The organism is Streptomyces indicus, from assembly GCF_900100315.1.
GTDB lineage: Bacteria > Actinomycetota > Actinomycetes > Streptomycetales > Streptomycetaceae > Streptomyces > Streptomyces indicus.
Genome location: NZ_FNFF01000011.1, coordinates 55298 through 79415 on the forward strand (window position 1 = coordinate 55298; position 24118 = coordinate 79415).

Here is a 24118-nt window from a genome sequence, read left to right on the forward strand (position 1 = left end):
ATGCCCCGCTACATCTCGCTGATCCGCATCGACGAGAACAACAACCCCGGCGGCCCGAGCGAGGAGCTCATGGAGCGCATGGGCAAGCTCATGGAGGAGATGACCAAGGCGGGCGTGCTGCTCGACACCGCCGGTCTGCACCCCACCTCCGAGGGCAAGCGCGTGCTCTACAGCGGCGGTGAACTGTCCGTCACCGACGGCCCGTTCACCGAGACCAAGGAGGTCATCGGCGGGTACGCGGTCTTCCAGACCAAGGACGAGGCCGAGGCCCTGGAGTGGACCAAGCGCTTCCTCAAGATCCACGAGGAGCAGTGGACCATCACCTGTGAGCTGCGTCAGCTCGCCGAGGGCTGATCGTCCGGCGCCGGTGCGGGGTGGCCGACGAGCATCGTCGGCGCCCCCGCCACCCGCGTCAGGAACACCGTCGCGGAGTTGCGCCCCTGGAGCTTCATCTTCTTGCGCAGCTCCTCCGGCTCGACCGCGGAGCCGCGCTTCTTGACGGTCAGGATCCCGACCTCGCGCTCCCGCAGTAGCGCCTTCAACTTCTTGATGTTGAACGGCAGTTGGTCGGTGATCTCGTACGCGGTGGCGTACGGCGTCGCGTGCCGCGCGTCCGAGGTCACGTACGCGATCATCGGGTCGATCAGAGCGCCGCCGACCTGCTGCGCCACCTCGGCCACGAGATGCGCGCGGATCACGGCGCCGTCGGGCTCGTAGAGGAAACGGCCCACCGGGCGCGGCTCGGGGTCGGGCAGCATCGTGGCGCGCGCGGAGCGCAGCGAGACGCCGGACGGGAGCAGGGTGGCGCCGAAGGTGCCGGGCCGGGTGCCGAACCAGAGCACGGCCTCCTTCACATCGCCGGAGTCCGAGATCCACTCCGCGTACGCGTCGTCGGGAACCGCCTCGTGCGGCACGCCCGGCGCGATCTTCAGGGCGGCGTGCGGGGCCTTGCGGGCCGCCTCGACGGCCCAGGACAGCGGCGGCGAGTAGGCCTCGGGGTCGAAGATGCGGCCGCGTCCGCCGCGCCGGGCCGGGTCGACGAACACCGCGTCATACGCGGACGTGTCGACCTCCGTGACATCCGCCTCGCGCACCTCGATCAGCTCCGCGAGCCCCAGCGCCTCCGCGTTGGCGCGGGCGACCTCGCAGGTCAGCGGGTCGCGGTCGACGGCGAGCACCGAGATGCCCGCGCGGGCCAGCGCGATCGCGTCCCCGCCGATGCCGCAGCACAGATCGGCCAGCGTGCGGACGCCGAGGGCCTTGAACTCCTGTGCGCGGTACGCCGCGACGCTCGTCCTGGTCGCCTGCTCGACGCCGTTCGGCGTGAAGAACATCCGTGCCGCGTCCGCCCCGAACTTGGCCGCCGCGCGCTGCCGCAGCCGGGCCTGGGCCAGGGCGGCGGAGACGAGGCCGGGCGCGTATGTACGGCGCAGGCGGGTCGCGAGGGCGAGCTCCTGGGCCGGGTCGTGGTCCTGCAGTTCGGCGAGCAGGTCGTGGCCCTCGGCGGAGAGCAGGGCGCGGAAAGCGGCGGGGTCGTTCACCTCGCCATTGTCGGCCACTCGGTGGATCGTGCGGGCCCCGGCGGCGTTGTCGCCCGGTCCGGAGGGGCAGCCGCTGACAGGATCCGACCCCATGCAACTAGTACGACAAAATCACAAAAACCGGGTGCGGCTGGCCGCCTCCGGAGTGGCCGTACTCACCGCCACCGCCCTCGTCGCCACCGCCTGCTCCGGCGGCGGTTCCGGCGAGGCCGTCAAGCCCGCCCCCGGCCAGCAGGCCGCCGACCTCGCCAAGCAGCGGGCCGCCGCACACGCCGCGAAGGTGGCGGCGGTCAAGCGCTGGGGCCTGGCCAAGATGCCGCTCACCGCGCCCGAGCCGCCGGCGAAGAAGACGGAGCCCGTGACCCGCAAGGGCTTCGAGGTGTCCGGCCAGAAGGACCTGCCGCACGTCTTCACCACGATCCCGACCAGGGACAAGGTCGTCTTCCTGACGATCGACGACGGGGCCGAGAAGGACCCGCAGTTCCTGAAGATGATGAGCGACCTGAAGATCCCGTACACCGCGTTCCTCAGCGACTACCTGGTCAAGGAGGACTACGGCTACTTCAAGAAGATGCAGGACCGCGGCGTGGTCCTGAACAACCACACGCTCAACCACCGCTACATGCCGGGCCTCAGCTTCGACCAGCAGAAGCGGGAGATCTGCGGCATGCAGGACGTGATCGAGAAGCGCTACGGCAAGCGCCCCGAGCTCTTCCGGCCGCCGTACGGCAACTACAACCGCGACACCCTCAAGGCCGCCAAGCAGTGCGGCATCAAGGCCGTGCCGCTGTGGAACGCCGAGGTCTTCGTGGACCGCATGGACTACCGCGAGTGGGACCGCGACATCCACCCCGGCGACATCATCCTCACGCACTTCCGCGGCAAGGGTGACTGGAAGGGCTCGATGCCCGACATGATCCGGAAGTTCATGAAGGTCGTCACCGACAAGGGGTACGCGGTGGCACGCCTGGAGGACTACCTGTGAGGGCCGCGCACCGGCTGCTGGCCGGCGTGCTCGCGGCCGGTGCGCTCGCTCTCGGGGCGAGCGGCTGCGCGCAGTCCGTGGACCCGATCGAACGGCTGGGGCGCAAGGCCGCGCAGAAGGTCGAGGAGCGCCGCGTCAGCCACGCCACGGCCCGCCGCTGGGGCCTGGACAAGCCGCTCGCGCCGGCACCGGAGCCGCCGCCGCGTACCGCGGTCAAGGGCGCGGGACCGGGGCTTCCGCCGGTGCTCGACCGCGTACCGACCAAGGACAAGGTCGTCTTCCTGACCTTCGACGACGGGGCCGAGCGCGACCCGCGCTTCGTGCGGATGGTGCGCGAACTGCGGCTGCCGGTCTCGATGTTCCTCACCGACAGCGTGGCCGGACCGGGCTACGCCCACTTCGGCGAGCTGGCCTCGGTGGGCGCCACCATCCAGAACCACACCCTCGACCACCCGTATCTGCCGGGGCTTCCGTACGCCGGGCAGCGCTGGGAGATCTGCGGCCAGCAGGACAAGCTCAAGGACCGCTTCGGCCAGCGCCCACGCCTCTTCCGTCCGCCGTACGGCGAGTACAACGCGGACACCCTGCGGGCCGCGGCGGACTGCGGGATCTCGGCGGTGGTGCTGTGGCGGGCGTCGATGCAGATCAACGATCTGCGGTACGCCGAGGGCGCGAAGCTGCGGCCCGGCGACATCGTGCTCGCCCACTTCCGCGGGCCCGACGAGCTGCACGGGGCGTCCCTGACGGAGATGACCACGCGGATGCTGCGGAAGATCCAGGAGCAGGGGTTCACGGTGGCGCGGTTGGAGGACTACATCTGACGGCCCCACCGGCACGCGGCGGGAGCGCGCAAGGTGCCTCCGCGGCTGCCGGGACTGTTCGGCGAGGCAGTCCCGGACGGGAAGCGTGATGTGCTCGAGGGGCGCATGCTCTGGCTCGCCCTGGAGGCGCTCAAGCTCGGCACCAACGTATGACCGAGGCCGAGATTCTGCACTGGCAGACGCACTTCGAGGTGCCCGAGCCGGCAGAGCTGAGCGGCAACGCAGCCAGCAGCCCACCCGCCGGCTGGACGGGTTGGCGGGTGGGCCGCCGACCGGTGGCCATCGTTCGACTGACGGCTTCCACCCACCCGCCGCGACAAGACTCCGCTCAAGGTCCACAGTCCGGGGCGATGAGAGAGCGCAAGATCCGCCGGACAGGGCCTAGGCCGACTCCGCCGCCCGATGCCGCCCCGCGTTGTCGCTGATCCGCAGCAGGATCGCGATCATCGCCCAGTTCGCCACGAGCGAGGAGCCGCCCTTCGCGAGGAAGGGCAGCGCCTTGCCGGTCAGCGGGATCAGCCCGGTGACCCCGCCCGCGACCACGAACACCTGGAGCATGAGCGCCGCCGACAGGCCGGCCGCGAGCAGCTTGCCGAAGGGGTCGCGGGCGAGCAGGGCGGTGCGCAGACCGCGCTGCACGAGCAGGGCGTACAGGAGCAGCACGGCGGTCAGGCCGGCCAGGCCCAGCTCCTCGCCCACCGTCGTGAGGATGAAGTCGCTGCGCCCGGCGAACGCGATCAGCTCGGGGTGGCCCTGCCCGAGCCCGGTGCCGGTCAGGCCCCCGCTGCCGAAACTGAACAGCGCCTGGGCGAGCTGGTCGGATCCGCCGCTGTCCTTCGCGTATACGGCGAACGGGTCGAGCCAGGCCTCGACGCGCCCGTGCACATGCGGTTCGAGCGAGCCGACGACGAAGGCGCCGAGCGCGGCCATCAGGAGACCGGTCACGATCCAGCTGGTGCGCTGCGTGGCCACGTACAGCATCACGACGAAGAGCCCGAAGAAGATCAGCGATGTTCCCAGGTCGCGCTCGAAGATGAGCACCAGCAGGCTGACCGCCCAGATCGCGAGGATGGGCCCGAACTGCCGTCCGGGCGGCAGCCGTACGCCGAGCATCTTGCGGCCGGTGAGGGCGAGGGCGTTGCGGTTGACCGTGAGATAGCCGGCGAAGAACACCGCGATCATGATCTTCACGAACTCGCCGGGCTGGAAGGAGAGCCCGCCGAGGTAGATCCAGCGCTTGGCGCCGTAGGTGTCGCCGGGGAAGAAGGCCGGGGCGAGCAGCAGCACGAGCGCGACGGCCATCGTCACGTAGATGTACCGCTGCAGGCGCCGGTGGTCGCGCAGCGCCACGAGCAGCCCGATGCAGCCGGCGACCCCGATCACGGACCACATGAGCTGCCCGCCGGCGGTGGGATCCGAGCCGAACCGCTCGGCGTACGCGGGGTCGAGCCGGTGCAGGAGTACGAGGCCGAGCCCGGTGATCAGCATCGCGAGCGGCAGGATCAGCGGATCGGCGTACGGCGCGAACCGGCGTACGGCGAGATGGGCCGCGAAGGACAGCAGCGCCATGCTGAGCGCGAACTGGGCGAGATTGCCCGGCAGTTGGCCGTGCACGGCGAGGCCCGCCGTGGCCTGGCCGAAGGTGGTGACGGCGACGGAGAGCAGCAGGAGCAGGGCCTCGGTGCGCCGGTGCGAGACGGCGAGTCCGCGCCCGGCGTCCTGCGTTTCGTGCGCCGCCCGGTCGTCACCGGCGGGCTGCGCGCCCTGCCCTGCGTAGGGAGCCTGTACGGCCATCCGTCCACCCACCCGTTCTGCCGGTCGTACTCGCTTTGCACCCTTTGTCTGGCTGCGTCAGGGGAGACGCGGTGGGGGGACCCGGGGTTCGCGCAGGTGAGACGCCTCACGTGGGGTGGGTGGTTCCGGGGCGTGTGCTCGGCCGGCCACCGGCGCCCAGTCCGTCGGGGGGCCCGGCCACGGGCTGCGACGGCTCACCGGGGAGCATCCGGGCCGTCCGCTCGCGGTCCATGGGGCGCGGTCATCCCCGTACGGTGCCGCCGGAACCCCCGCCTCCCCCCGTACGTTCGCCGATCGAGACCGACCGGTGCCCGAGGCGTGCCCGGCACGTGACGACCCGCGCGTGGTGCACCCCGTTCACCCCGGAGTCCGGGCGCCCCGGTCACCCGAGAGCGAAACCGCCCCCTGGATTGGCACTCCGCTTGACCGAGTGCTAATCGCGGTCATAGTCTCGGGCCTGGCACTCCCCACCGGAGAGTGCCAACACAGCGACGGGCAGGTCCGGCACCCGCGACGACGGATCCACCTGGTCGCCACCTCAGACAGTTCATCCCCGAGATCTCCGAAGGGGGAGGTCGGATCGTGACGACCGCCAGCTCCAAGGTTGCCATCAAGCCGCTCGAGGACCGCATCGTGGTCCAGCCGCTCGACGCCGAGCAGACCACGGCCTCTGGCCTGGTCATCCCGGACACCGCGAAGGAGAAGCCCCAGGAGGGCGTCGTCCTCGCCGTCGGTCCGGGCCGCTTCGAGAACGGCGAGCGTCTGCCGCTCGACGTGAAGACCGGCGACATCGTGCTGTACAGCAAGTACGGCGGCACCGAGGTGAAGTACAACGGCGAGGAGTACCTCGTCCTCTCGGCTCGCGACGTCCTCGCGATCGTCGAGAAGTAATTCACCGGAATCACCGGGTTCCCCGGATTTGCTTCCGACCGCGCCCCTGGCCCCCTGCGAAAGCCGGTCGGCCAGGGGCGCGGTTCATTTTTTGAGAGGACTTGAAAAGCTCCATGGCGAAGATCCTGAAGTTCGACGAGGACGCCCGTCGCGCCCTTGAGCGCGGCGTCAACAAGCTGGCCGACACGGTCAAGGTGACGATCGGCCCCAAGGGCCGCAACGTCGTCATCGACAAGAAGTTCGGCGCCCCCACCATCACCAACGACGGTGTGACCATCGCCCGCGAGGTCGAGGTCGAGGACCCGTACGAGAACCTCGGTGCCCAGCTGGTGAAGGAGGTGGCGACCAAGACCAACGACATCGCGGGTGACGGTACGACCACCGCCACCGTGCTCGCCCAGGCGCTCGTCCGCGAGGGCCTGCGCAACGTCGCCGCGGGTGCCTCCCCGGCCGCCCTGAAGAAGGGCATCGACGCCGCCGTCAAGGCCGTCTCCGAGGACCTGCTCGCCACCGCGCGTCCGATCGAGGAGAAGTCCGACATCGCCGCCGTGGCCGCGCTGTCCGCCCAGGACAAGCAGATCGGCGAGCTCATCGCCGAGGCCATGGACAAGGTCGGCAAGGACGGTGTCATCACCGTCGAGGAGTCCAACACCTTCGGTCTGGAGCTCGACTTCACCGAGGGCATGGCCTTCGACAAGGGCTACCTGTCCCCGTACTTCGTCACCGACCAGGAGCGTATGGAGGCCGTCCTCGACGACCCGTACATCCTGATCCACCAGGGCAAGATCTCCTCGATCCAGGACATGCTCCCGCTCCTGGAGAAGGTCATCCAGGCCGGCGGCTCCAAGCCGCTCCTGATCATCGCCGAGGACGTCGAGGGCGAGGCCCTGTCGACCCTGGTCGTGAACAAGATCCGCGGCACGTTCAACGCCGTGGCCGTCAAGGCCCCCGGCTTCGGCGACCGCCGCAAGGCGATGCTCCAGGACATGGCGATCCTCACCGGCGCCACTGTCATCGCCGAAGAGGTCGGCCTCAAGCTGGACCAGGCCGGTCTGGACGTGCTCGGCTCCGCCCGCCGCGTCACCATCACCAAGGACGACACCACGATCGTCGACGGTGGCGGCAACTCCGAGGACGTCACGGGCCGCGTCGCCCAGATCAAGGCCGAGATCGAGGCCACGGACTCCGACTGGGACCGCGAGAAGCTCCAGGAGCGCCTCGCGAAGCTGGCCGGCGGCGTCTGCGTGATCCGCGTGGGTGCGGCCACCGAGGTCGAGCTCAAGGAGAAGAAGCACCGTCTCGAGGACGCCATCTCCGCGACCCGCGCCGCGGTCGAGGAGGGCATCGTCTCCGGTGGTGGCTCCGCGCTCGTGCACGCCGTGAAGGTCCTCGAGGGCAACCTCGGCAAGGAGGGCGACGAGGCCACCGGTGTCGCCGTCGTCCGCCGCGCCGCCGTCGAGCCGCTGCGCTGGATCGCGGAGAACGCGGGCCTCGAGGGCTACGTCATCACCTCGAAGGTCGCCGAGCTGGAGAAGGGCAGCGGCTTCAACGCCGCGACCGGCGAGTACGGCGACCTGGTCAAGGCCGGCGTCATCGACCCGGTCAAGGTCACCCGCTCCGCCCTGGAGAACGCGGCCTCCATCGCCTCCCTGCTGCTCACGACCGAGACCCTGGTCGTCGAGAAGCCGGCCGAGGAGGAGGCCGAGGCGGGCCACGGCCACGGTCACGGCCACGCCCACTGAGGTCAGACCTCGTAGGTCCGGCCTGCGTGCAGGTCCGAACGCGTAGGCCCGACCTCGTAGGTCCGGCCTCCGGGTAGGTCCGAACTCGTAGGCCCGACCCTCTCGCAGGTCGTACGAAGGCCCGGCACCCCTCGGGGTGCCGGGCCTTCGGCTTGCGTGACGGAGTTGCGGGTCAGTGGTCGGAGTAGCTGAAGTCGCCCATCGTCCAGGCGCTCACGTCCTCGATCGCGACCCGGTACATCCCGCCCGTCTCGGGGATGCCCACCATGCCCTGGAGGATCCGCGCGACATGGAAGTGCAGGTGGGTGGGCGGGCCCTCCTTCGCCGCGGGCGCGTTGAACGCGGCGGCGAACGCGTGCAGACGGTCCGAGTCCGTCAGCACGTCCGACACCCGCTGCCGCCATACGGCTTCGGGCGCCAGCCGACCGGTGATGACAGCTCCACCGGCCACCACGGTCAGAGACATCTGGTTGCTCTGCTCGGATTCCACCAGCGCGGCGATGTTCACGAGCAGCTCGTCAGGCTTCGACATGGCCCCATCGTATGGACGGCCGGGCCCGCCGCTCCAGTGGTGCCCCCGGACACATCGCCCTGCCGCGGCCCGCGGTCCCGCTCACTGAGGCCCGTACTTCCGTCCCGTCTTCGAGGTGATCCCGCCGAGCAGCCCCCGCGGGACCAGCTTCGCCGCGCCCAATAGCGTCTTGTAGCGCGCGTCCGGGATCGACACCTGCTTGCCGCGGGCCAGGTCGGCGAGCGCCGCGGCGACCACCTTGTCCGCGTCGAGCCACATCCACGACGGGATGTTGTCGGTGCCCATGCCGGCCCGCTGGTGGAACTCCGTACGGACGAAGCCGGGGCACAGGGCCATCAGGCGTACGCCCGAGCCCGTCAGGTCCTTCGCGGCGCCCTGCGTGAACTGCACGACCCACGCCTTCGACGCGCCGTACGTGCCGCGCGGCAGGAAGGCCGCCACCGACGCCACGTTCACCACCCCGCCGCGGCCGCGCTCCCGCATCCCGGGGACCGCCGCCGACGTCAGGCGCAGCACCGCCTCGCAGTGCACCTTCAGCATGGTCAGCTCGTCGGCCATGGAGACCTCGAGGTAGCGGCCCTTGTTGCCGAAGCCCGCGTTGTTGACCAGCAGGTCCACCGGGTGGCGCGGGTCGGACAGGCGCTTCTCGACCGTCTCGATGCCGCCCTCGGTGGCGAGGTCGGCGGTCAGGACTTCGGCCTCGATGCCGTGCCGGTCGTGCAGCTCGGTCGCCTGCTCCCGCAGGCGCTTGGTGTCCCGGGCCACCAGGACCAGGTTGTGTCCGTCCGCCGCGAGGCGCCGCGCGAAGGCGGCGCCGATGCCGGCGGTCGCACCGGTGATGAGAGCCGTAGTCATGGGCCAAGGCTAGTGACTGTGCCCGCCCGCGTGCGCCGCGGGCTTCCCCGCCCGCTGCCCCTTCTCCACGACCACGAACTGCCCCATCATTCCGCCGTCTTCGTGGTACAGGAGATGGCAGTGGTACATGTACGGGGTGTCCGGGTCGGCCGGACCCTCGAACCGCATCGCCAGCTTCACCGTCGTACCGCCGGGCACGAACACCGTGTCCTTGGCGCCCCGCAGCTCCGGCGGCGGCCGCTCGCCGTTCACCTCCAGAACCCTGAACTGCACGTCGTGCACATGGAAGTTGTGCGGCATCCCGTCCTCGTTGCGCACCGTCCAGGTCTCCGCCGTGCCCCGCGTGACCACCTCGTCGATCCGGGCCATGTCCATCGGGCGGCCGTTGATGCCGGACATCCGCAGCCCGAAGAAGCGGGACCGGGCCGAGTCCGTGCCGTCGGGGACCTCGGGTTCGGCGAGGTGTCCGGGCAGCGCGGGGGAGGGGCGCAGCGAGGCCTTCGCGCGCAGCTCCAGGACGTCGAAGGAGTCGTCGCCCCCGCTGAACCGCGTCTGCCAGGCGTCCCCGTAGTTGTCCTGCGGGAAGCTGCGCAGCACGGTCCGCTCACCGGCCTTCATCCGTACGACGATCTCGGCGCGCTCACCGGGGGAGAGCTGCACCCGGTCCATGGCCGCGGGCTGCGCCAGGAGCCCGCCGTCCGTGCCGATCAGGGAGAAGCGGCGGTCGTCGGAGAAGCCGAAGTCGTAGACGCGGGCGGTGGAGGCGTTCAGGAGCCGCAGCCGTACGAGCTCGTCGCCGACTTCCCTGTACGGGTTCAGGGTGCCGTTGACCATCGTCCGGTCGCCCAGGAAGCCGGTGTTGCGCATCAGTTGATGCCCGTGGTCGAACTGCGCCCCGTCGAACCGCACGTCCTGCACGATGACGGGCAGGTCGTCCACCCCGTAGTCGTCGGGCAGCGGGAGCTTGCGCGCCTTGTCGTCGTCGAGCAGGAACATCCCGGCGAGCCCGCGCTGCACGTGCTTCTCCGTCGCGCCGTGCGGATGCGGGTGGTACCAGAGCGTGGCGGCCGGCTGGTCGACCGTCCACCGCGGGCTCCAGGTGCCGCCGGGCTCGACCATCTGGTGCGGGCCGCCGTCCATCCGGGCCGGCAGATGCATCCCGTGCCAGTGCACGGTGGACGCCTCGTCCAGGCCGTTGGAGATCCGCACCTTGACCTTCTCGCCGCGCCCGGCGCGCAGCGTGGGCCCGAGGTAGTCCCCGTTGAACCCCCAAGTGCGCGTCCGCTGACCGGACTTGAACTCCTTCTCGCCCGCCTGCATCCGCAGGTCGAAGACGCGCGTGCCGTCGGCCTCGACCCGCGACTTCGCGAGCGGGGGGATCGCGAGCCGGTTCTCGAACGGCTCCTTGCCGACGGTGTCCACATCGGCGCCCGTCCACAGCCACGCGAAGCCGCCGCCGACCGCCGCGGCAAGCACCCCCACGACCACCCCGAGCGTGATCAGGATCCGCCTGAGCCTGCCGCGCCCGCCACCCTTTGTCGTCATGCCTCAACGGTCGCGGCGGCGGCCGCCGCGCCCCATCGGGAAAGCCCCTGAACCGACCCCGGCCCGCCCCTTACGGGAGCGGGCCGGTCACCTCGTACCTCCGGGTGTCAGCTCTCGTACTTCGCCACGTACTCCCGCGCGTTCTTCAGCGCCTCGTAGTGCAGCGCCTCACCCGCGGTGAGCACCCGCGGCAGCAGCGAACGGTCCAGCGTGGCCGCACGGAACTGCACCGCGACCGTCACGTCGTGCTCCGGCCGGTGCACGATCTCGATCGGGTCCCCGGCCGAGATCTCGCCCGGCTCGATCACCCTGAGATACGCACCGGGGGCGCCCTCCTGCGTGAAGCGCCGCACCCAGCCCTTCTCACCGAGCTGCCCCTGGAAGGTCGCGCACGGGATCCGCCCGCAGGTGACCTCGACCAGCAGGTCGGACCCGATCCGCCAGCGCTCGCCGATCAGCGCCCCGGACACGTCGAGCCCGGAGGTCGTGAGGTTCTCGCCGAAGAAGCCGTTGCGCAGCGAACGGCCCAGACGCTGCTCCCACGCGTCCATGTCCTCGCGCGCGAAGGCGTAGACCGCCTGGTCGTCGCCGCCGTGGAAGCGCTGGTCGCACACCTCGTCCCCGGCCACCCCGCCCGGCCCCTTGCCCTTCACGCCCGGCGCGGCGACCCGGACCGGCCTGTCGACCGGCTGCTTGTCGATGCCCGACATCCCGCTCGGGTGGTCAGTGAACGGGACGGGGGTGGCCTTGCCGACATTGAGACTGAGTAGCTTCATGCCGCTCACGCTAGAGATCCTTCTCCAAGCCGTCGAGCGTATTTCTCCGGTCCCCCCAAGCCTCACTTATGCTTGAGTCATGATCGAGGCCCGTCATCTCCGCGTGCTCCGCGCCGTCGCCGCCACCGGCTCCTTCTCCGCCGCGGCCCGCGAGCTCGGCTGCACGCAGCCCGCGGTCAGCCAGCAGATGAAGGCACTCGAGCAGTCCACGGGCACCCCGCTGCTGATCCGCACGGGCCGTGAGATGCGCCTGACCCAGGCGGGAGAAGCACTGGTCAGGCATGCCGCGGGCATCCTCGCCGGGCTCACCGCCGCCGAGGAGGAGGTCGCCGCGATCGCCGGTCTGCGGGCCGGCCGCGTCCGCCTCGTCTCGTTCCCGAGCGGCAGCTCGACGCTGGTCCCCTCGGCCCTCGCCGCCCTGCGCGCGGCCCACCCCGGCACCCGGGTCTCGCTCGTCGAGGCCGAGCCGCCGCGCTCGGTGGAGATGCTCCGCGAGGGCGACTGCGATGTGGCGCTCGCCTTCCGGTACGAGGGTGCGCACATGGACGACGACTGGAGCGACCTGGTGGTGCGGCCTCTGCTCGCCGACCCGCTGATCGGCCTGGTGCCCGAGGGACACCGGCTCGCCGACGGCTACCAGAAGGTGCCCATCTCCGAGTTCGCCGACGAGTCGTGGATCGCCGGCTGCCCGCGCTGCCGCCGCCAACTGGTCGACGTCTGCGAGAGTGCGGGCTTCACGCCGCGCATCGACTTCGCGACCGACGACTACCCGGCGGTGGTCGGCCTGGTCGGCGCGGGCCTGGGGGTCGCGGTGCTGCCGAACCTCGCCCTGGAGTCGGTCATCCCGAGGGGCACCCGCACGGTCAGGGTGGAACCGGCCGTCGAGCGCGAGATCGTCGCCCTCACGCTGCCGGACCTCGCCCGGGTCCCGACGGTCGCGGCCACACTCGACGAACTGGCGGCGGCCGCCGACCGGATGGTGCCGCGCGTGGCCGGCTAGCCACCCGCTCCGGCCGGGCGCGCAACGCCACCGGCTGTACGGCAGCAAGCTCCCGCCGTACGAAGAAACGTTTCCTCGGTGAGGGACTCAGTGGGCCGACAGCGTGCCGGCCGCCGGCACCAGCCGGTTGCGCGCACGCCCCATGAGCTCCTCGCGCTCGTCCTCGGTCAGGCCGCCCCAGACGCCGTACGGCTCACGCACCGCGAGGGCGTGCGCCGCGCACTCGGCGCGGACGGGGCAGCGCATGCAGACCTCTTTGGCCGAGTTCTCGCGGGCGCTCCGGGCCGCGCCGCGTTCGCCCTCCGGGTGGAAGAAGAGCGAACTGTCGACCCCGCGGCAGGCCGCGAGCAGCTGCCAGTCCCACAGGTCGGCGTTCGGTCCGGGAAGGCGGGAGAAATCTGCCATTGCTTGTCCCCTTGCAACCGTTCAGAGGGCGGATCCGGAGCCCGGTCGGGCGGACGCAGCTGCCCGGGCCAGGGCTGGTCGGACGCCCATGCCGCACATCTACTGTCTGAGTAGATGTAAATATGACTGATTGCGAATCTAGTCACAGACACCACCAAAAGGGAAGAAAAGGCGCTAAATGGGGCATAGCTTCCTGTGAAACTTCTGTGCTGCACGAGTGCCCTGATCTCGGCGATTACTGCTTTGTGAGGGCCCCATCACGTAGAGTGCCGAAGGCGGCCGACCGACCCGTAACTCTTTCGAGTGACCGTCGTTGAGAGTGCGGAGGCGGTTGAAAAGGGAAGCGCTCGGGCAGGTGTCCGAGGGTGTCAACCGCTCAGGTGACGATTCATATTCAGCCTGGAGGCTCAAGGTGACGCGCATCAGCTGCAGGAGCCGCGGAGGACGACAGTCATGACTTCCGTCCTCGTCTGCGACGACTCCCCGCTTGCCCGCGAGGCGCTGCGCCGTGCGGTGGCGACCGTGCCCGGTGTAGAGCGAGTGACGACGGCGGCCAACGGCGAGGAAGTCCTCCGCCGCTGGGGCGCCGACCGCTCGGACCTGATTCTGATGGACGTGCGCATGCCGGGCCTCGGCGGCGTCGAGACCGTGCGCCGGCTGCTCTCCGCCGACCCGGGCGCCCGCATCATCATGCTGACCGTCGCGGAGGACCTCGACGGCGTGGCGCTCGCGGTCGCCGCCGGTGCGCGCGGCTATCTGCACAAGGACGCCTCGCGCGCCGAGCTGCGCGCGACCGTCACGCAGGCGCTCGCCGACCCGACGTGGCGGCTTGCCCCGCGCCGGCTGCGGTCCGCCGAGATGGGCGCGGCCCCGACGCTCACCGCGCGGGAGATCCAGGTGCTCGAGGGCATGAGCCATGGGCGGTCCAATGCGGAGATCGGCCGTGAGCTGTTCCTCTCCGAGGACACCGTCAAGACGCACGCCCGCCGGCTGTTCAAGAAGCTCGGCGCCTCCGACCGTGCGCACGCCGTGGCGCTCGGTTTCCGTTGGGGTCTGGTCCGCTGAGCCGGTGAGCCCCTGCGGCGATCCGTCCCTCGCGTGCTCCTCGGCCGTGCTCGTTCCCGGTCGCGCTCGGGAGCGGGCCGGGGGGATCCCACCGAGCAGTCCCGCCCGCACCGTTGCGGGCGGGCCGGTGGATGCGCGGACGGACCAGGTCGGGGAGCGGTTTGGCTTGTTTCCCCGGCGATGCCGCATCCTTGAGGTGTGGAGTTCCTCGGGGACGAGTCGGTCGAGCGGGAGGGGAGGGCGCAGGGGATGAGTTCCGGCGCACCTGCTCATAACGCTTCGGTGCACAACTACGGACGCGGTGCCGCGGATCGGGCGGCGTCAAGGCACCATGGTCCGATGCGCGAGGACGAGACCACCACTGTCGGTGCCCTCGTTCAGCGTGCCGTCGAAGGCGACAAGCAGGCCACGCACGATCTGCTCGCCCACGTGCACCCGCTCGCTCTGCGCTACTGCCGTACGCGTCTGTCCCGACTCCCGGGTGACGCACGGCACTTCGTCGAGGACCTCGCCCAGGAAGTCTGCGTGGCGGTGCTGCTCGCGCTGCCGCGCTACAAGGACACCGGCCGGCCCTTCGAGGCCTTCGTCTTCGCGATCGCCGGGCACAAGGTCGCCGATCTCCAGCGCGCCGCGATGCGGCACCCCGGATCGACCGCCGTGCCCAGCGACGAGATGCCCGAGCGGCCCGACGACTCGCTCGGTCCCGAGGAGCGCGCGCTCCTGAGCAGTGACGCCGAGTGGGCCAAGAAGCTGCTCGCCAATCTTCCGCAGACGCAGCGCGAGCTGCTGCTGCTGCGGATCGCCGTCGGTCTCACCGCGGAGGAGACCGGGCAGATGCTGGGGATGTCTCCGGGTGCGGTGCGGGTGGCGCAGCACCGGGCGCTGAGCCGGCTGCGGGCGCTGGCCGAGCAGTAGGCCGTACGGTCGCACGCTGCAGTAGCACACCCGCATCGGCCGAGTACGTAGAAACGTACAAAGAAAGCCGATGATCTTGTTCATGGAATGAGACACCCCCACAGGCCGTTAGCATGGACATCCGCACCGATCAAGGCCATTTGGGGAAGGTGTCATGACTGCAAACGGCGGTTCTTCGACGGGGGTACCCGAGAAATTCGCGACACTCGGGCTGACCTACGACGACGTGCTGCTGCTTCCGGGCGCGTCGGAGGTCCTCCCGAACGCGGTCGACACCTCGTCCCGCATCTCGCGCAACGTCCGCGTGAACATCCCGCTGCTCTCCGCCGCCATGGACAAGGTCACCGAGTCCCGGATGGCCATCGCGATGGCCCGGCAGGGCGGCGTCGGTGTGCTGCACCGCAACCTGTCCATCGAGGACCAGGTCAACCAGGTCGACCTCGTGAAGCGCTCCGAGTCCGGCATGGTCACCGACCCGATCACGGTGAACCCGGACGCGACGCTGGCCGAGGCGGACGCGCTGTGCGCGAAGTTCCGTATCTCCGGTGTCCCGGTGACGGACGGCAACGGCAAGCTGCTCGGCATCGTCACCAACCGCGACATGGCCTTCGAGACCGACCGCAGCCGTCAGGTCCGCGAGGTCATGACGCCGATGCCGCTCGTGACCGGCAAGGTCGGCATCTCCGGCGTGGACGCCATGGAGCTGCTCCGCCGCCACAAGATCGAGAAGCTGCCGCTGGTCGACGACGCCGGTGTGCTCAAGGGCCTCATCACGGTCAAGGACTTCGTGAAGGCCGAGCAGTACCCCAACGCCGCGAAGGACGCCGAGGGCCGCCTCCTCGTCGGTGCCGCGGTCGGCGCCAGCCCCGAGGCGCTCGAGCGCGCCCAGGCGCTGGCCGGCGCGGGCGTGGACTTCCTCGTCGTGGACACCTCCCACGGCCACAACAGCAACGCGCTGAGCTGGATGTCGAAGATCAAGTCCGCGGTGAACGTGGATGTGATCGGCGGCAATGTCGCGACGCGTGACGGCGCCCAGGCGCTGATCGACGCCGGTGTCGACGGCGTCAAGGTCGGGGTCGGCCCCGGCTCCATCTGCACCACCCGCGTGGTCGCCGGCATCGGCGTCCCGCAGGTCACCGCCATCTACGAGGCGGCGCTCGCGGCGAACGCGGCCGGTGTCCCGGTGATCGGCGACGGCGGCCTGCAGTACTCGGGCGACATCGGCAAGGCGCTCGCCGCCGGTGCCTCCACGGTGATGCTCGGCTCGCTGCTCGCGGGCTGCGAGGAGTCCCCGGGCGAGCTGCTGTTCATCAACGGCAAGCAGTTCAAGTCCTACCGCGGCATGGGCTCGCTCGGCGCCATGCAGTCGCGCGGCCAGGGCCGCTCGTACTCGAAGGACCGTTACTTCCAGGCCGAGGTCGCCTCCGACGACAAGCTCGTGCCCGAGGGCATCGAGGGCCAGGTGCCCTACCGCGGCCCGCTGGCCAACGTGCTTCACCAGCTCGTCGGCGGCCTGCGCCAGACGATGGGCTACGTGGGCGCCGCCACCATCGAGGAGATGGAGACGAAGGGCCGCTTCGTCCGGATCACCTCGGCGGGCCTCAAGGAGAGCCACCCGCACGACATCCAGATGACGGTCGAGGCACCGAACTACAGCCGGAAGTAAGCCGCCGGCCGTACGTGCGTCGCAGGTCAGGGGTGGTCCCGGATTCCCGGGGCCGCCCCTTGCCCATGCGTCAGGGATACTGGACGGGTATGCCCCAGAGGGACCCGTACCGGAAAGGCACCTCCCAAAGTGACTGAGATCGAGATCGGGCGCGGCAAGCGCGGCCGCCGCGCGTACGCGTTCGACGACATCGCCATCGTCCCGAGCCGTCGTACGCGGGACCCGAAGGAGGTCTCGATCGCCTGGCAGATCGACGCCTACCGCTTCGAGCTGCCGTTCCTCGCGGCCCCCATGGACTCGGTGGTCTCCCCGCAGACCGCGATCCGCATCGGCGAGATGGGCGGCCTCGGCGTGCTCAACCTCGAAGGTCTGTGGACCCGGTACGAGGACCCGCAGCCGCTGCTCGACGAGATCGCCGAGCTGGACTCCGAGGCCGCGACCCGCCGCCTCCAGGAGATCTACGCGGCCCCGATCAAGGAAGAGCTGATCGGCCAGCGCATCAAGGAGGTGCGCGACTCCGGTGTCGTCACCGCCGCCGCGCTCTCGCCGCAGCGCACCGCGCAGTTCTCCAAGGCCGTCGTCGACGCCGGCGTGGACATCTTCGTCATCCGCGGTACGACGGTCTCCGCCGAGCACGTCTCCGGCGCCGCCGAGCCGCTGAACCTCAAGCAGTTCATCTACGAGCTGGACGTCCCGGTGATCGTCGGCGGCTGCGCCACGTACACCGCGGCCCTGCACCTGATGCGCACCGGCGCCGCGGGTGTCCTCGTCGGCTTCGGCGGCGGCGCCGCGCACACCACCCGTAACGTCCTGGGCATCCAGGTCCCGATGGCCACCGCCGTCGCCGACGTCGCGGCCGCCCGCCGCGACTACATGGACGAGTCCGGCGGCCGCTACGTGCACGTGATCGCCGACGGCGGCGTGGGCTGGTCCGGCGACCTGCCCAAGGCCATCGCCTGCGGCGCCGACGCCGTGATGATGGGCTCCCCGCTGGCCCGCGCCACCGACGCCCCCGGCCGCGGCCACCACTGGGGCATGGAGGCTGTCCACGAGGACGTGCCGCGCGGCAAGAAGGTGGATCTGGGCACGGTGGGCACGACCGAGGAGATCCTCACCGGTCCCTCGCACACCCCCGACGGCTCGATGAACTTCTTCGGCGCCCTGCGCCGCTCGATGGCCACGACCGGCTACAGCGAGCTCAAGGAGTTCCAGCGGGTCGAGGTCACGGTGGCGAACGCGCAGCACCAGCGCTGAGGTTCGTTCTCCGTACGAACGCGAAAGGGCCCGCACCGACTCGGTGCGGGCCCTTTCGTATGTGCTGCCGAGGGTCAGCCGCCGATCTTCTTGGCGGAGGTGAAGCCGGTGATGCCGCCGATCGCGATGAACAGGTACGTCATGGCGTCGGCGTCTTCCTTCCAGCCCTCGAAGGCGCTGGTCTTCAGGATGTTGTCCGAGCCGAGGAAGTCGGTCCAGGACGAGGCCCCGCCGCCCAGCTGCTCGACCACGTGGCTGGCGATCAGCGACATACCGAAGATCTGGCCCGCGTAGACGGCCGCCAGGGCGAGCACCGCGCTGACGATGGGCAGCAGCGGGTTGCGGCCGCCGAGCTTGCCGGCCGCGAAGCCGATCAGGGCGCCGACACCGACGGCGATGTAGCCGATCTCGGTGTAGCTGCCGTCGTCGTCGGCGAAGGCGCGCATCAGACCGCCGTACGCGGCGGCCGCGGCTATCGCCGCGACGACGGCCACGGCGATGGCGACGCCGATGTTGCCGGTGCGCGCCGGCGGCGGAGTCGGCTGGAACGGTGCAGGCTGGCCGAACGGGTTCTGGCCGGCGGGCTGCTGCGGAGGCGGAAAGGCCTGGGACATACGGTGATCCCCCCATGGGAAGCGTGCGCACGTACATGCGAGAGCGGCGCACGAACGTGCGATGAATGACGCCGCAGGCTAGCAGTCCCCGGTGACACTCACGCATCCCGTTTCAAAGGCTTCACAGCCGGTGCGCGGCCCCCACCGGAGTCGCACCCCGCGTATCCAGGAGCAACTGGGCCTTCACCGCGAGGCCTTGGAGGTCGTACGTGCGGTGGGGCTGGAGGAGAAGGGTCAGGTCGGCGTCGGCCGCCGCTTCGTAGAGGGAGTCGGCGCGCGGGACCGGCTGGCCGAGGACGCGCCAGTGCGGGATGTGCGGGTCGTGGTAGCTGATCGAGGCGCCCATCTGCATCAGGCGGGTGGCGATCTCCTCGGCGGGGGCGCCCTGTTGGTCGGCGATGTCCGCCTTGTACGTGACGCCCAGGAGCAGGATGCGGGCGCCGCGGGCCGACTTGCCGTGCTCGTTGAGCAGGGTGGCGGCGCGCTGGATGACGTACTGCGGCATGCGCTGGTTGACCTCCTGGGCCAGGCCCACCAGGCGCAGCGGGTGGCCGGGGGTGCGGGCCGTGTGCGGCAGGTAGGCCGGGTCGAGGGCGACCGCGTGGCCGCCGACGCCGGGGCCGGGGCGGAAGGCCTGGAAGCCGAAGGGCTTGGTCTCGGCGCAGCGGATGACGTCCCACAGATCGACGTTCAAGTCGTGGCAGAGCACGGCCATTTCGTTGACCAGGGCGATGTTGACGTGCCGGAAGTTGGTTTCGAGGAGGTGGGTGGCCTCCGCCTCGCGCGGGCCCCGGGCGCGTACGACCTTGTCCGTGAGGCGGCTGTAGAAGGCCGCGGCCGACTCGGTGCAGGCCGGGGTCAGGCCGCCGATCACCTTGGGGGTGGTGGCGTAGGTGTGCGTCCGGCTGCCCGCGTCGAAGCGGCCCGGGGAGTGGGCGAGGTGGAAGTCGCGGCCCGCGGTCAGGCCCGAGCCCTCCTCCAGGAGCGGGCGCAGGAATTCCTCGGTCGTGCCCGGGTAGGCGGGGGATTCGAGGATCACCGTGGTGTGCGGGCGAAGGCGCGGTGCCAGGGCCCGTGCGGCCTCGGCGACCTCGGTGAGGTCCGGAGTGCGGTCGGCGCCGAGCGGAGTGGGGGCGCAGATGACGGCGGTGCGGACCCGGCCGAGCTCGGCCGGGTTGGTGGTGGGCCGGAAGCCCCCCGAGAGCATCCGGCGCAGATCGGCGGTGGTCAGGGCGCCCTCGCCGGCGGGCAGCCGGCCGGCGGCGAGCTCCGTGGTGTGACGCGGGTCGTAGGCGAGGGTCTCGATCCCGGCCGAGACGGCTGCCTGGGCGAGCGGGAGACCGAGATGGCCGAGTCCTACGACGGCGAGATCCGCGGGCATGGCGAACACCTTCCCAGTAACCGGAACGGTCAGGACGCGCAAGCCGGGTGGACAAAACGGCTGAGCGCACTGTCAGGTTAGGGGTAAATATGACCGATATGACGGATTAGGGGAGCCGCGTTTCGGAGTGTCGGCGGCGCTGCGTCCCTGGTGGCCGCGGTGGCGCGGCCTTGTGGGGCCTTGTCCCGGAAAGTCGCGGTCACGAGTGGTGGCCCAAGCCCGGCACTGCGGACAGAATCGACGATGTGAGCCCGACCACACGGGGGCGACGGGAGGCAGCAGTGAGGACAGCGACACTGGGACCGGCCGAGCGGGCCGAGGCCCTCGCGGCGATGGCCGAGCGGGAACTGGACGTGCTGGTGGTGGGGGCCGGCGTGGTCGGCGCGGGCACGGCGCTCGACGCCGTCACACGAGGGCTCTCGACGGGGATCGTGGAGGCGCGCGACTGGGCCTCGGGCACGTCGAGCCGCTCCAGCAAGTTGATCCACGGCGGCCTCCGCTATCTGGAGATGCTCGACTTCGCCCTGGTCAGGGAGGCGCTCAAGGAGCGCGGGCTGCTGCTCGAACGGCTGGCGCCGCACCTGGTGAAGCCGGTGCCGTTCCTGTATCCGCTGCAGGGCAAGGGCTGGGAGCGGCTGTATGCGGGGTCGGGTGTCGCGCTGTACGACGCGATGTCGATGGCGAAGGGGCACGGGCGCGGACTGCCGATGCACCGGCACCTGTCGCGGAGGCACGCGATGCGGGTCGCGCCCTGTCTGAAGAAGGACGCGCTGGTCGGTGCGCTCCAGTACTACGACGCGCAGATGGACGACGCGCGGTACGTGGCCACGCTCGTACGGACCGCCGCCTCGTACGGGGCGAAGGCGGCCAACCGGGCGCGCGTGACCGGGTTCCTGCGCGAGGGCGAGCGGGTCGTCGGGGCGCGGGTGCAGGACGTCGAGGGCGGCGGCGAGTACGAGATCCGGGCGCGGCAGATCGTGAACGCCACCGGGGTCTGGACCGATGACACGCAGGCGATGGTCGGGGAGCGCGGGCAGTTCCATGTGCGGGCGTCCAAGGGCATCCACCTGGTCGTGCCCAAGGACCGGATCAACTCGACGACGGGGCTCATCCTCCGTACGGAGAAGAGCGTTCTCTTCGTGATCCCGTGGGGGCGGCACTGGATCGTCGGGACCACCGACACCGACTGGGACCTCGACAAGGCGCATCCGGCGGCCTCCAGCGCCGACATCGACTACCTGCTCGAGCATGTGAACTCCGTGCTCGCGGTGCCGCTCACGCGCGACGACGTGCAGGGCGTGTACGCGGGCCTCAGGCCCCTGCTCGCCGGGGAGTCGGACGCCACCAGCAAGCTCTCGCGCGAGCACACGGTCGCGCATCCGGTGCCGGGGCTCGTGGTGGTCGCGGGCGGCAAGTACACGACGTACCGCGTGATGGCGAAGGACGCCGTGGACGAGGCCGTGCACGCGCTCGACCAGCGGGTGGCCGACTGCGTCACCGAGGACATCCCGCTGCTCGGCGCCGAGGGCTACAAGGCGCTGTGGAACGCGCGGGCGCGGATCGCGCAGCGCACCGGGCTCCATGTGGTGCGCGTGGAGCACCTGTTGAACCGGTACGGGGCCCTGACCGAAGAGGTCCTCGAACTGATCGCCGCCGACCCGTCGCTCGCGGATCCGCTGACGGGCGCCGAGGACTACCTGCGCGCCGAGGTGGTGTACGCGGCCTCGCACGAAGGGGCCCGACACCTCGACGACGTCCTGACGCGGCGCACCCGGATCTCCATCGAGACCTTCGACCGCGGCACGCGCTGTGCGCGCGAGAGCGCCGAGCTGATGGCCAAGGTGCTCGGCTGGGACAAGGACCAGATCGAGCGCGAGGTCGAGCACTACGAGAAGCGGGTCGAGGCGGAGCGCGAGTCGCAGTTGCAGCCGGACGATCTGACGGCGGACGCGGCGCGGCTCGGGGCGCCGGACATCGTGCCGTTGTAAGGCGGTCCGTCGTCCGGGACGGCGCGTTGCGGCAGTTCAGGCGGGTGGCCCGGAGCGGGCCGCCCGCCTTCTGCGGATACGGGGGTCACTGTGACGGATGGGACAGGAGGGGCGGGAGCGGGAACCGTCGGCGCGTGGAGCGCGTAGGAGAGAGTGGGGCCGGACCCGGGACTTCCGCGGGCCTCGGCATGAGAGACAATGGACGCTCTGCCAGGGCGGGTTGATTGCAGAGGGGACTCATGTCGGAGGCTGAGCGGCCGGAGCAGGCCCGTCGGGACGAGGAGCCCCGCAAGGGCGAGGACGTCCGTCCGGACGAGGAACCCCGCCGCGACCAGGAGGCACGTCTGATCGCCGGGCGCTACCGGCTCGGCGCCGTGCTCGGCCGGGGCGGCATGGGCACCGTATGGCGTGCGACCGACGAGACCCTCGGGCGCACCGTCGCCGTCAAGGAGCTGCGCTTCCCGTCCAGCATCGACGAGGACGAGAAGCGCCGGCTCATCACCCGGACCCTGCGCGAGGCCAAGGCGATCGCGCGGATCCGTGACCACGGCGCCGTCACCGTCTTCGACGTGGTCGACGAGGACGACCGGCCCTGGATCGTCATGGAGCTCATCGAGGGCAAGTCCCTCGCCGAGGTCATCCGCGAGGACGGCCGGCTCGCGCCCAAGCGCGCCGCCGAGGTGGCGCTCGCGGTCCTCGACGTGCTGCGCAGCGCGCACCGCGAGGGCATCCTGCACCGCGACGTGAAGCCGTCCAACGTGCTGATCGCCGACGACGGCCGCGTGGTGCTCACCGACTTCGGCATCGCGCAGGTCGAGGGCGACCCGTCCATCACCTCGACCGGCATGCTCGTCGGCGCTCCCTCGTACATCTCGCCCGAGCGCGCCCGCGGCCACAAGCCAGGACCGGCGGCCGACCTCTGGTCCCTCGGCGGTCTGCTGTACGCGGCGGTCGAAGGGACCCCGCCGTACGACAAGGGCTCGGCGATCGCGACGCTCACCGCGGTCATGACCGAGCCGCTGGAGCCGCCGCAGCACGCGGGGAACCTCGACAAGGTGCTCTACGGGCTCTTGGAGAAGGACCCGGAGAAGCGGCTCGACGACGCGGGGGCGCGGGCGCTGCTGCTCGACGTGATCCACGCGCCGGAGCCGGTGGCCGAGAAGCCGCTGCCGCCGGCCTCCGAGCAGACGAAGGTCGTTCCGCTCCCCGGGGAGCCGGAGCCGGCGGCCAAGGCGCCGGCGGCCGCCGTCCCGGCTGCGGCCGCCACGGCCGGTGGCGCGGCCGCGACGGGTGGGACGGCCGCGACCGTCAACTCCGCGGCGGCCGACGGTGGTTCGGCCGGTGGCGCGGCGCCCGCGCGGCGCGCCTCGCTCGGCGACCTCGTCCCGAAGCGTACGCAGCTGATCGTGGCCGTCCTCGTGGCGCTTGCGGTGCTCGGCACCGCGCTCGGCTTCGCGCTCAGCGGCGGGGACGAGAAGGGCGGCGGGCGCGACGAGTCCTCCGCGAGCGCGGGCACGGACGGCGGTTCGGGCAAGGACTCCTCGCAGGGCGGCGGCGGCAAGACCGACGAAGGCAAGACCGACGACGGCAAGGGCGAGAAGGACGGCCAGGGCGACAAGGGCAAGGATTCCGAGGGCGGTTCGGGGTCCGGGTCCGGTGAAGGCGACAGCGGCGGGCAGGGAACGGACGGGCTGCCCGCCGGATTCCGACAGGTGACGAACGGGCAGTTCAAGTTCTCCATGGCGATGCCCGAGAACTTCCGCCGCACCGGGACCGCCGGGCAGAACTCCGGCGCGATCTTCAGCGCCGACGGCGGATTCCCGCGGATCCAGGTGGACTTCAACTCCCGGCCGAGCGACGACGCCGTGGCCGCCTGGCGCTCGCTGCTCCCGGCGATACGGGGCGCCAGCACCAACTTCAAGCTGCTCGGCATCCACCAGGTCGACTACAAGGGGTATCCCACGGTCGCCGACTGGGAGTTCGAGCGCGATCAGAACGGCGAGCGGGTCCGCGTGCTCAACCGTGGCTTCAAGGTCGACGCCACCCACGGCTACGCCATCATGATCAGCTGCAAGAAGAGCGAGTGGGACGGCGAGGAGTGCCGGACCCTGCGCAAGACGGCGTTCGACACCTTCCAGCCGCGCGACTGACGGGGCGCGGCGGCGCGCGGGCGCGGTCCGGGGCCGGAAGCGGTCGGCACGGGTTGGTGAGACCTGCCGCGTACGTCGGCGTGGCCACGTATCGTGAGAGCTCGCGGACCGTACGCAGCCGCAATGTGCCGGGATTCGACCGGAGTTGACGGATTCGTACGGTGCGTGGCCCAGGGATACGGAGTGCGCGCGCTGTCG

General features: G+C 70.8%; 21 protein-coding genes. 12 read left to right on the forward strand and 9 right to left on the reverse strand.

The annotated features are described in order from the left end of the window. On the forward strand, window positions 1-354 hold the full coding sequence (locus BLT97_RS24640; RefSeq protein ID WP_093613809.1) for a YciI family protein: 354 nt from the start codon (window positions 1-3) through the stop codon (window positions 352-354). On the opposite strand, the gene BLT97_RS24645 is transcribed toward BLT97_RS24640, so the two are convergent. Continuing rightward, window positions 336-1634, reverse strand: coding sequence for a class I SAM-dependent methyltransferase (locus BLT97_RS24645; RefSeq protein WP_093613811.1), 1299 nt, complete (start codon window positions 1632-1634; stop codon window positions 336-338). The genes BLT97_RS24640 and BLT97_RS24645 overlap by 19 nt on opposite strands. On the opposite strand from BLT97_RS24645, the gene BLT97_RS24650 reads away from it, so the two are divergent. Next, the gene (locus BLT97_RS24650) at window positions 1633-2526 is read left to right on the forward strand and encodes a polysaccharide deacetylase family protein (protein WP_093613813.1); all 894 of its coding nucleotides are present in this window, start codon (window positions 1633-1635) and stop codon (window positions 2524-2526) included. The two genes, BLT97_RS24645 and BLT97_RS24650, sit on opposite strands and share 2 nt — an antisense overlap. Beyond that, on the forward strand, window positions 2523-3347 hold the full coding sequence (locus tag BLT97_RS24655; RefSeq protein ID WP_245769526.1) for a polysaccharide deacetylase family protein: 825 nt from the start codon (window positions 2523-2525) through the stop codon (window positions 3345-3347). The genes BLT97_RS24650 and BLT97_RS24655 overlap by 4 nt, the downstream gene beginning before the upstream one ends. Before the next feature lie 381 nt (window positions 3348-3728). On the opposite strand, the gene BLT97_RS24665 is transcribed toward BLT97_RS24655, so the two are convergent. After that, the gene (locus BLT97_RS24665) at window positions 3729-5141 is read right to left on the reverse strand and encodes an FtsW/RodA/SpoVE family cell cycle protein (RefSeq protein ID WP_093613815.1); all 1413 of its coding nucleotides are present in this window, start codon (window positions 5139-5141) and stop codon (window positions 3729-3731) included. A gap of 582 nt (window positions 5142-5723) precedes the next feature. On the opposite strand from BLT97_RS24665, the gene groES reads away from it, so the two are divergent. Both groES and groL read left to right on the forward strand, forming a co-directional pair. After that, window positions 5724-6032: a co-chaperone GroES gene (gene groES, locus BLT97_RS24670; RefSeq protein WP_016434667.1), complete on the forward strand. Its 309-nt coding sequence runs from the start codon at window positions 5724-5726 to the stop codon at window positions 6030-6032. A 113-nt stretch (window positions 6033-6145) separates the two neighbouring features. Then, a complete protein-coding gene (groL, locus tag BLT97_RS24675) occupies window positions 6146-7774 on the forward strand; it encodes a chaperonin GroEL (RefSeq protein ID WP_093613817.1) in 1629 nt (542 codons plus the stop codon). Window positions 7775-7946: 172 nt separating this feature from the next. Here the strand turns inward: groL and BLT97_RS24680 are convergent, their stop codons facing one another. The 4 genes from BLT97_RS24680 to BLT97_RS24695 form a co-directional block, all read right to left on the reverse strand. Then, on the reverse strand, window positions 7947-8306 hold the full coding sequence (locus BLT97_RS24680; protein WP_093613819.1) for a hypothetical protein: 360 nt from the start codon (window positions 8304-8306) through the stop codon (window positions 7947-7949). A gap of 81 nt (window positions 8307-8387) precedes the next feature. After that, complete coding sequence (locus BLT97_RS24685) at window positions 8388-9161, reverse strand: SDR family NAD(P)-dependent oxidoreductase (RefSeq protein WP_093613821.1); 774 nt, start codon at window positions 9159-9161, stop codon at window positions 8388-8390. Between the two features lie 9 nt (window positions 9162-9170). Further along, on the reverse strand, window positions 9171-10706 hold the full coding sequence (locus BLT97_RS24690; protein ID WP_093613823.1) for a multicopper oxidase family protein: 1536 nt from the start codon (window positions 10704-10706) through the stop codon (window positions 9171-9173). A gap of 107 nt (window positions 10707-10813) precedes the next feature. Then, window positions 10814-11482 carry an MOSC domain-containing protein gene (locus BLT97_RS24695; RefSeq protein ID WP_093614074.1) on the reverse strand — a complete coding sequence of 223 codons (669 nt, stop codon included), beginning with the start codon at window positions 11480-11482 and terminating at the stop codon, window positions 10814-10816. Between the two features lie 79 nt (window positions 11483-11561). Here BLT97_RS24695 and BLT97_RS24700 point away from each other — a divergent pair, with 79 nt between their 5' ends. After that, entirely contained in the window at window positions 11562-12482 is a 921-nt protein-coding gene (locus tag BLT97_RS24700; RefSeq protein ID WP_093613825.1) for a LysR family transcriptional regulator, read from the forward strand. A gap of 87 nt (window positions 12483-12569) precedes the next feature. Here the strand turns inward: BLT97_RS24700 and BLT97_RS24705 are convergent, their stop codons facing one another. Continuing rightward, a complete protein-coding gene (locus tag BLT97_RS24705; protein WP_093613827.1) occupies window positions 12570-12887 on the reverse strand; it encodes a WhiB family transcriptional regulator in 318 nt (105 codons plus the stop codon). Between the two features lie 453 nt (window positions 12888-13340). Here BLT97_RS24705 and BLT97_RS24710 point away from each other — a divergent pair, with 453 nt between their 5' ends. From BLT97_RS24710 to BLT97_RS24725, 4 genes are all read left to right on the forward strand, one after another. Continuing rightward, a complete protein-coding gene (locus BLT97_RS24710) occupies window positions 13341-13952 on the forward strand; it encodes a response regulator transcription factor (protein ID WP_003948568.1) in 612 nt (203 codons plus the stop codon). Window positions 13953-14291: 339 nt separating this feature from the next. Beyond that, entirely contained in the window at window positions 14292-14867 is a 576-nt protein-coding gene (locus BLT97_RS24715) for a sigma-70 family RNA polymerase sigma factor (RefSeq protein WP_187817718.1), read from the forward strand. A gap of 154 nt (window positions 14868-15021) precedes the next feature. Then, on the forward strand, window positions 15022-16533 hold the full coding sequence (guaB, locus tag BLT97_RS24720) for an IMP dehydrogenase (RefSeq protein WP_093613829.1): 1512 nt from the start codon (window positions 15022-15024) through the stop codon (window positions 16531-16533). A 129-nt stretch (window positions 16534-16662) separates the two neighbouring features. Beyond that, window positions 16663-17787 carry a GuaB3 family IMP dehydrogenase-related protein gene (locus BLT97_RS24725; protein ID WP_093613831.1) on the forward strand — a complete coding sequence of 375 codons (1125 nt, stop codon included), beginning with the start codon at window positions 16663-16665 and terminating at the stop codon, window positions 17785-17787. 74 nt (window positions 17788-17861) lie between these two features. Here the strand turns inward: BLT97_RS24725 and BLT97_RS24730 are convergent, their stop codons facing one another. Together BLT97_RS24730 and BLT97_RS24735 are read right to left on the reverse strand one after the other, a co-directional pair. Next, window positions 17862-18401 (reverse strand): hypothetical protein, encoded by a 540-nt coding sequence (locus BLT97_RS24730; RefSeq protein ID WP_093613833.1) that lies wholly within the window; start codon window positions 18399-18401, stop codon window positions 17862-17864. Window positions 18402-18522: 121 nt separating this feature from the next. Continuing rightward, complete coding sequence (locus BLT97_RS24735; protein WP_093613835.1) at window positions 18523-19782, reverse strand: nucleotide sugar dehydrogenase; 1260 nt, start codon at window positions 19780-19782, stop codon at window positions 18523-18525. A 281-nt stretch (window positions 19783-20063) separates the two neighbouring features. Here BLT97_RS24735 and BLT97_RS24740 point away from each other — a divergent pair, with 281 nt between their 5' ends. Together BLT97_RS24740 and BLT97_RS24745 are read left to right on the forward strand one after the other, a co-directional pair. Continuing rightward, a complete protein-coding gene (locus tag BLT97_RS24740; RefSeq protein ID WP_093613837.1) occupies window positions 20064-21770 on the forward strand; it encodes a glycerol-3-phosphate dehydrogenase/oxidase in 1707 nt (568 codons plus the stop codon). 239 nt (window positions 21771-22009) lie between these two features. After that, window positions 22010-23920, forward strand: a complete 1911-nt coding sequence (locus BLT97_RS24745; RefSeq protein ID WP_093613839.1) for a serine/threonine-protein kinase — start codon at window positions 22010-22012, stop codon at window positions 23918-23920. The last annotated feature ends 198 nt before the right edge of the window (window positions 23921-24118 follow it).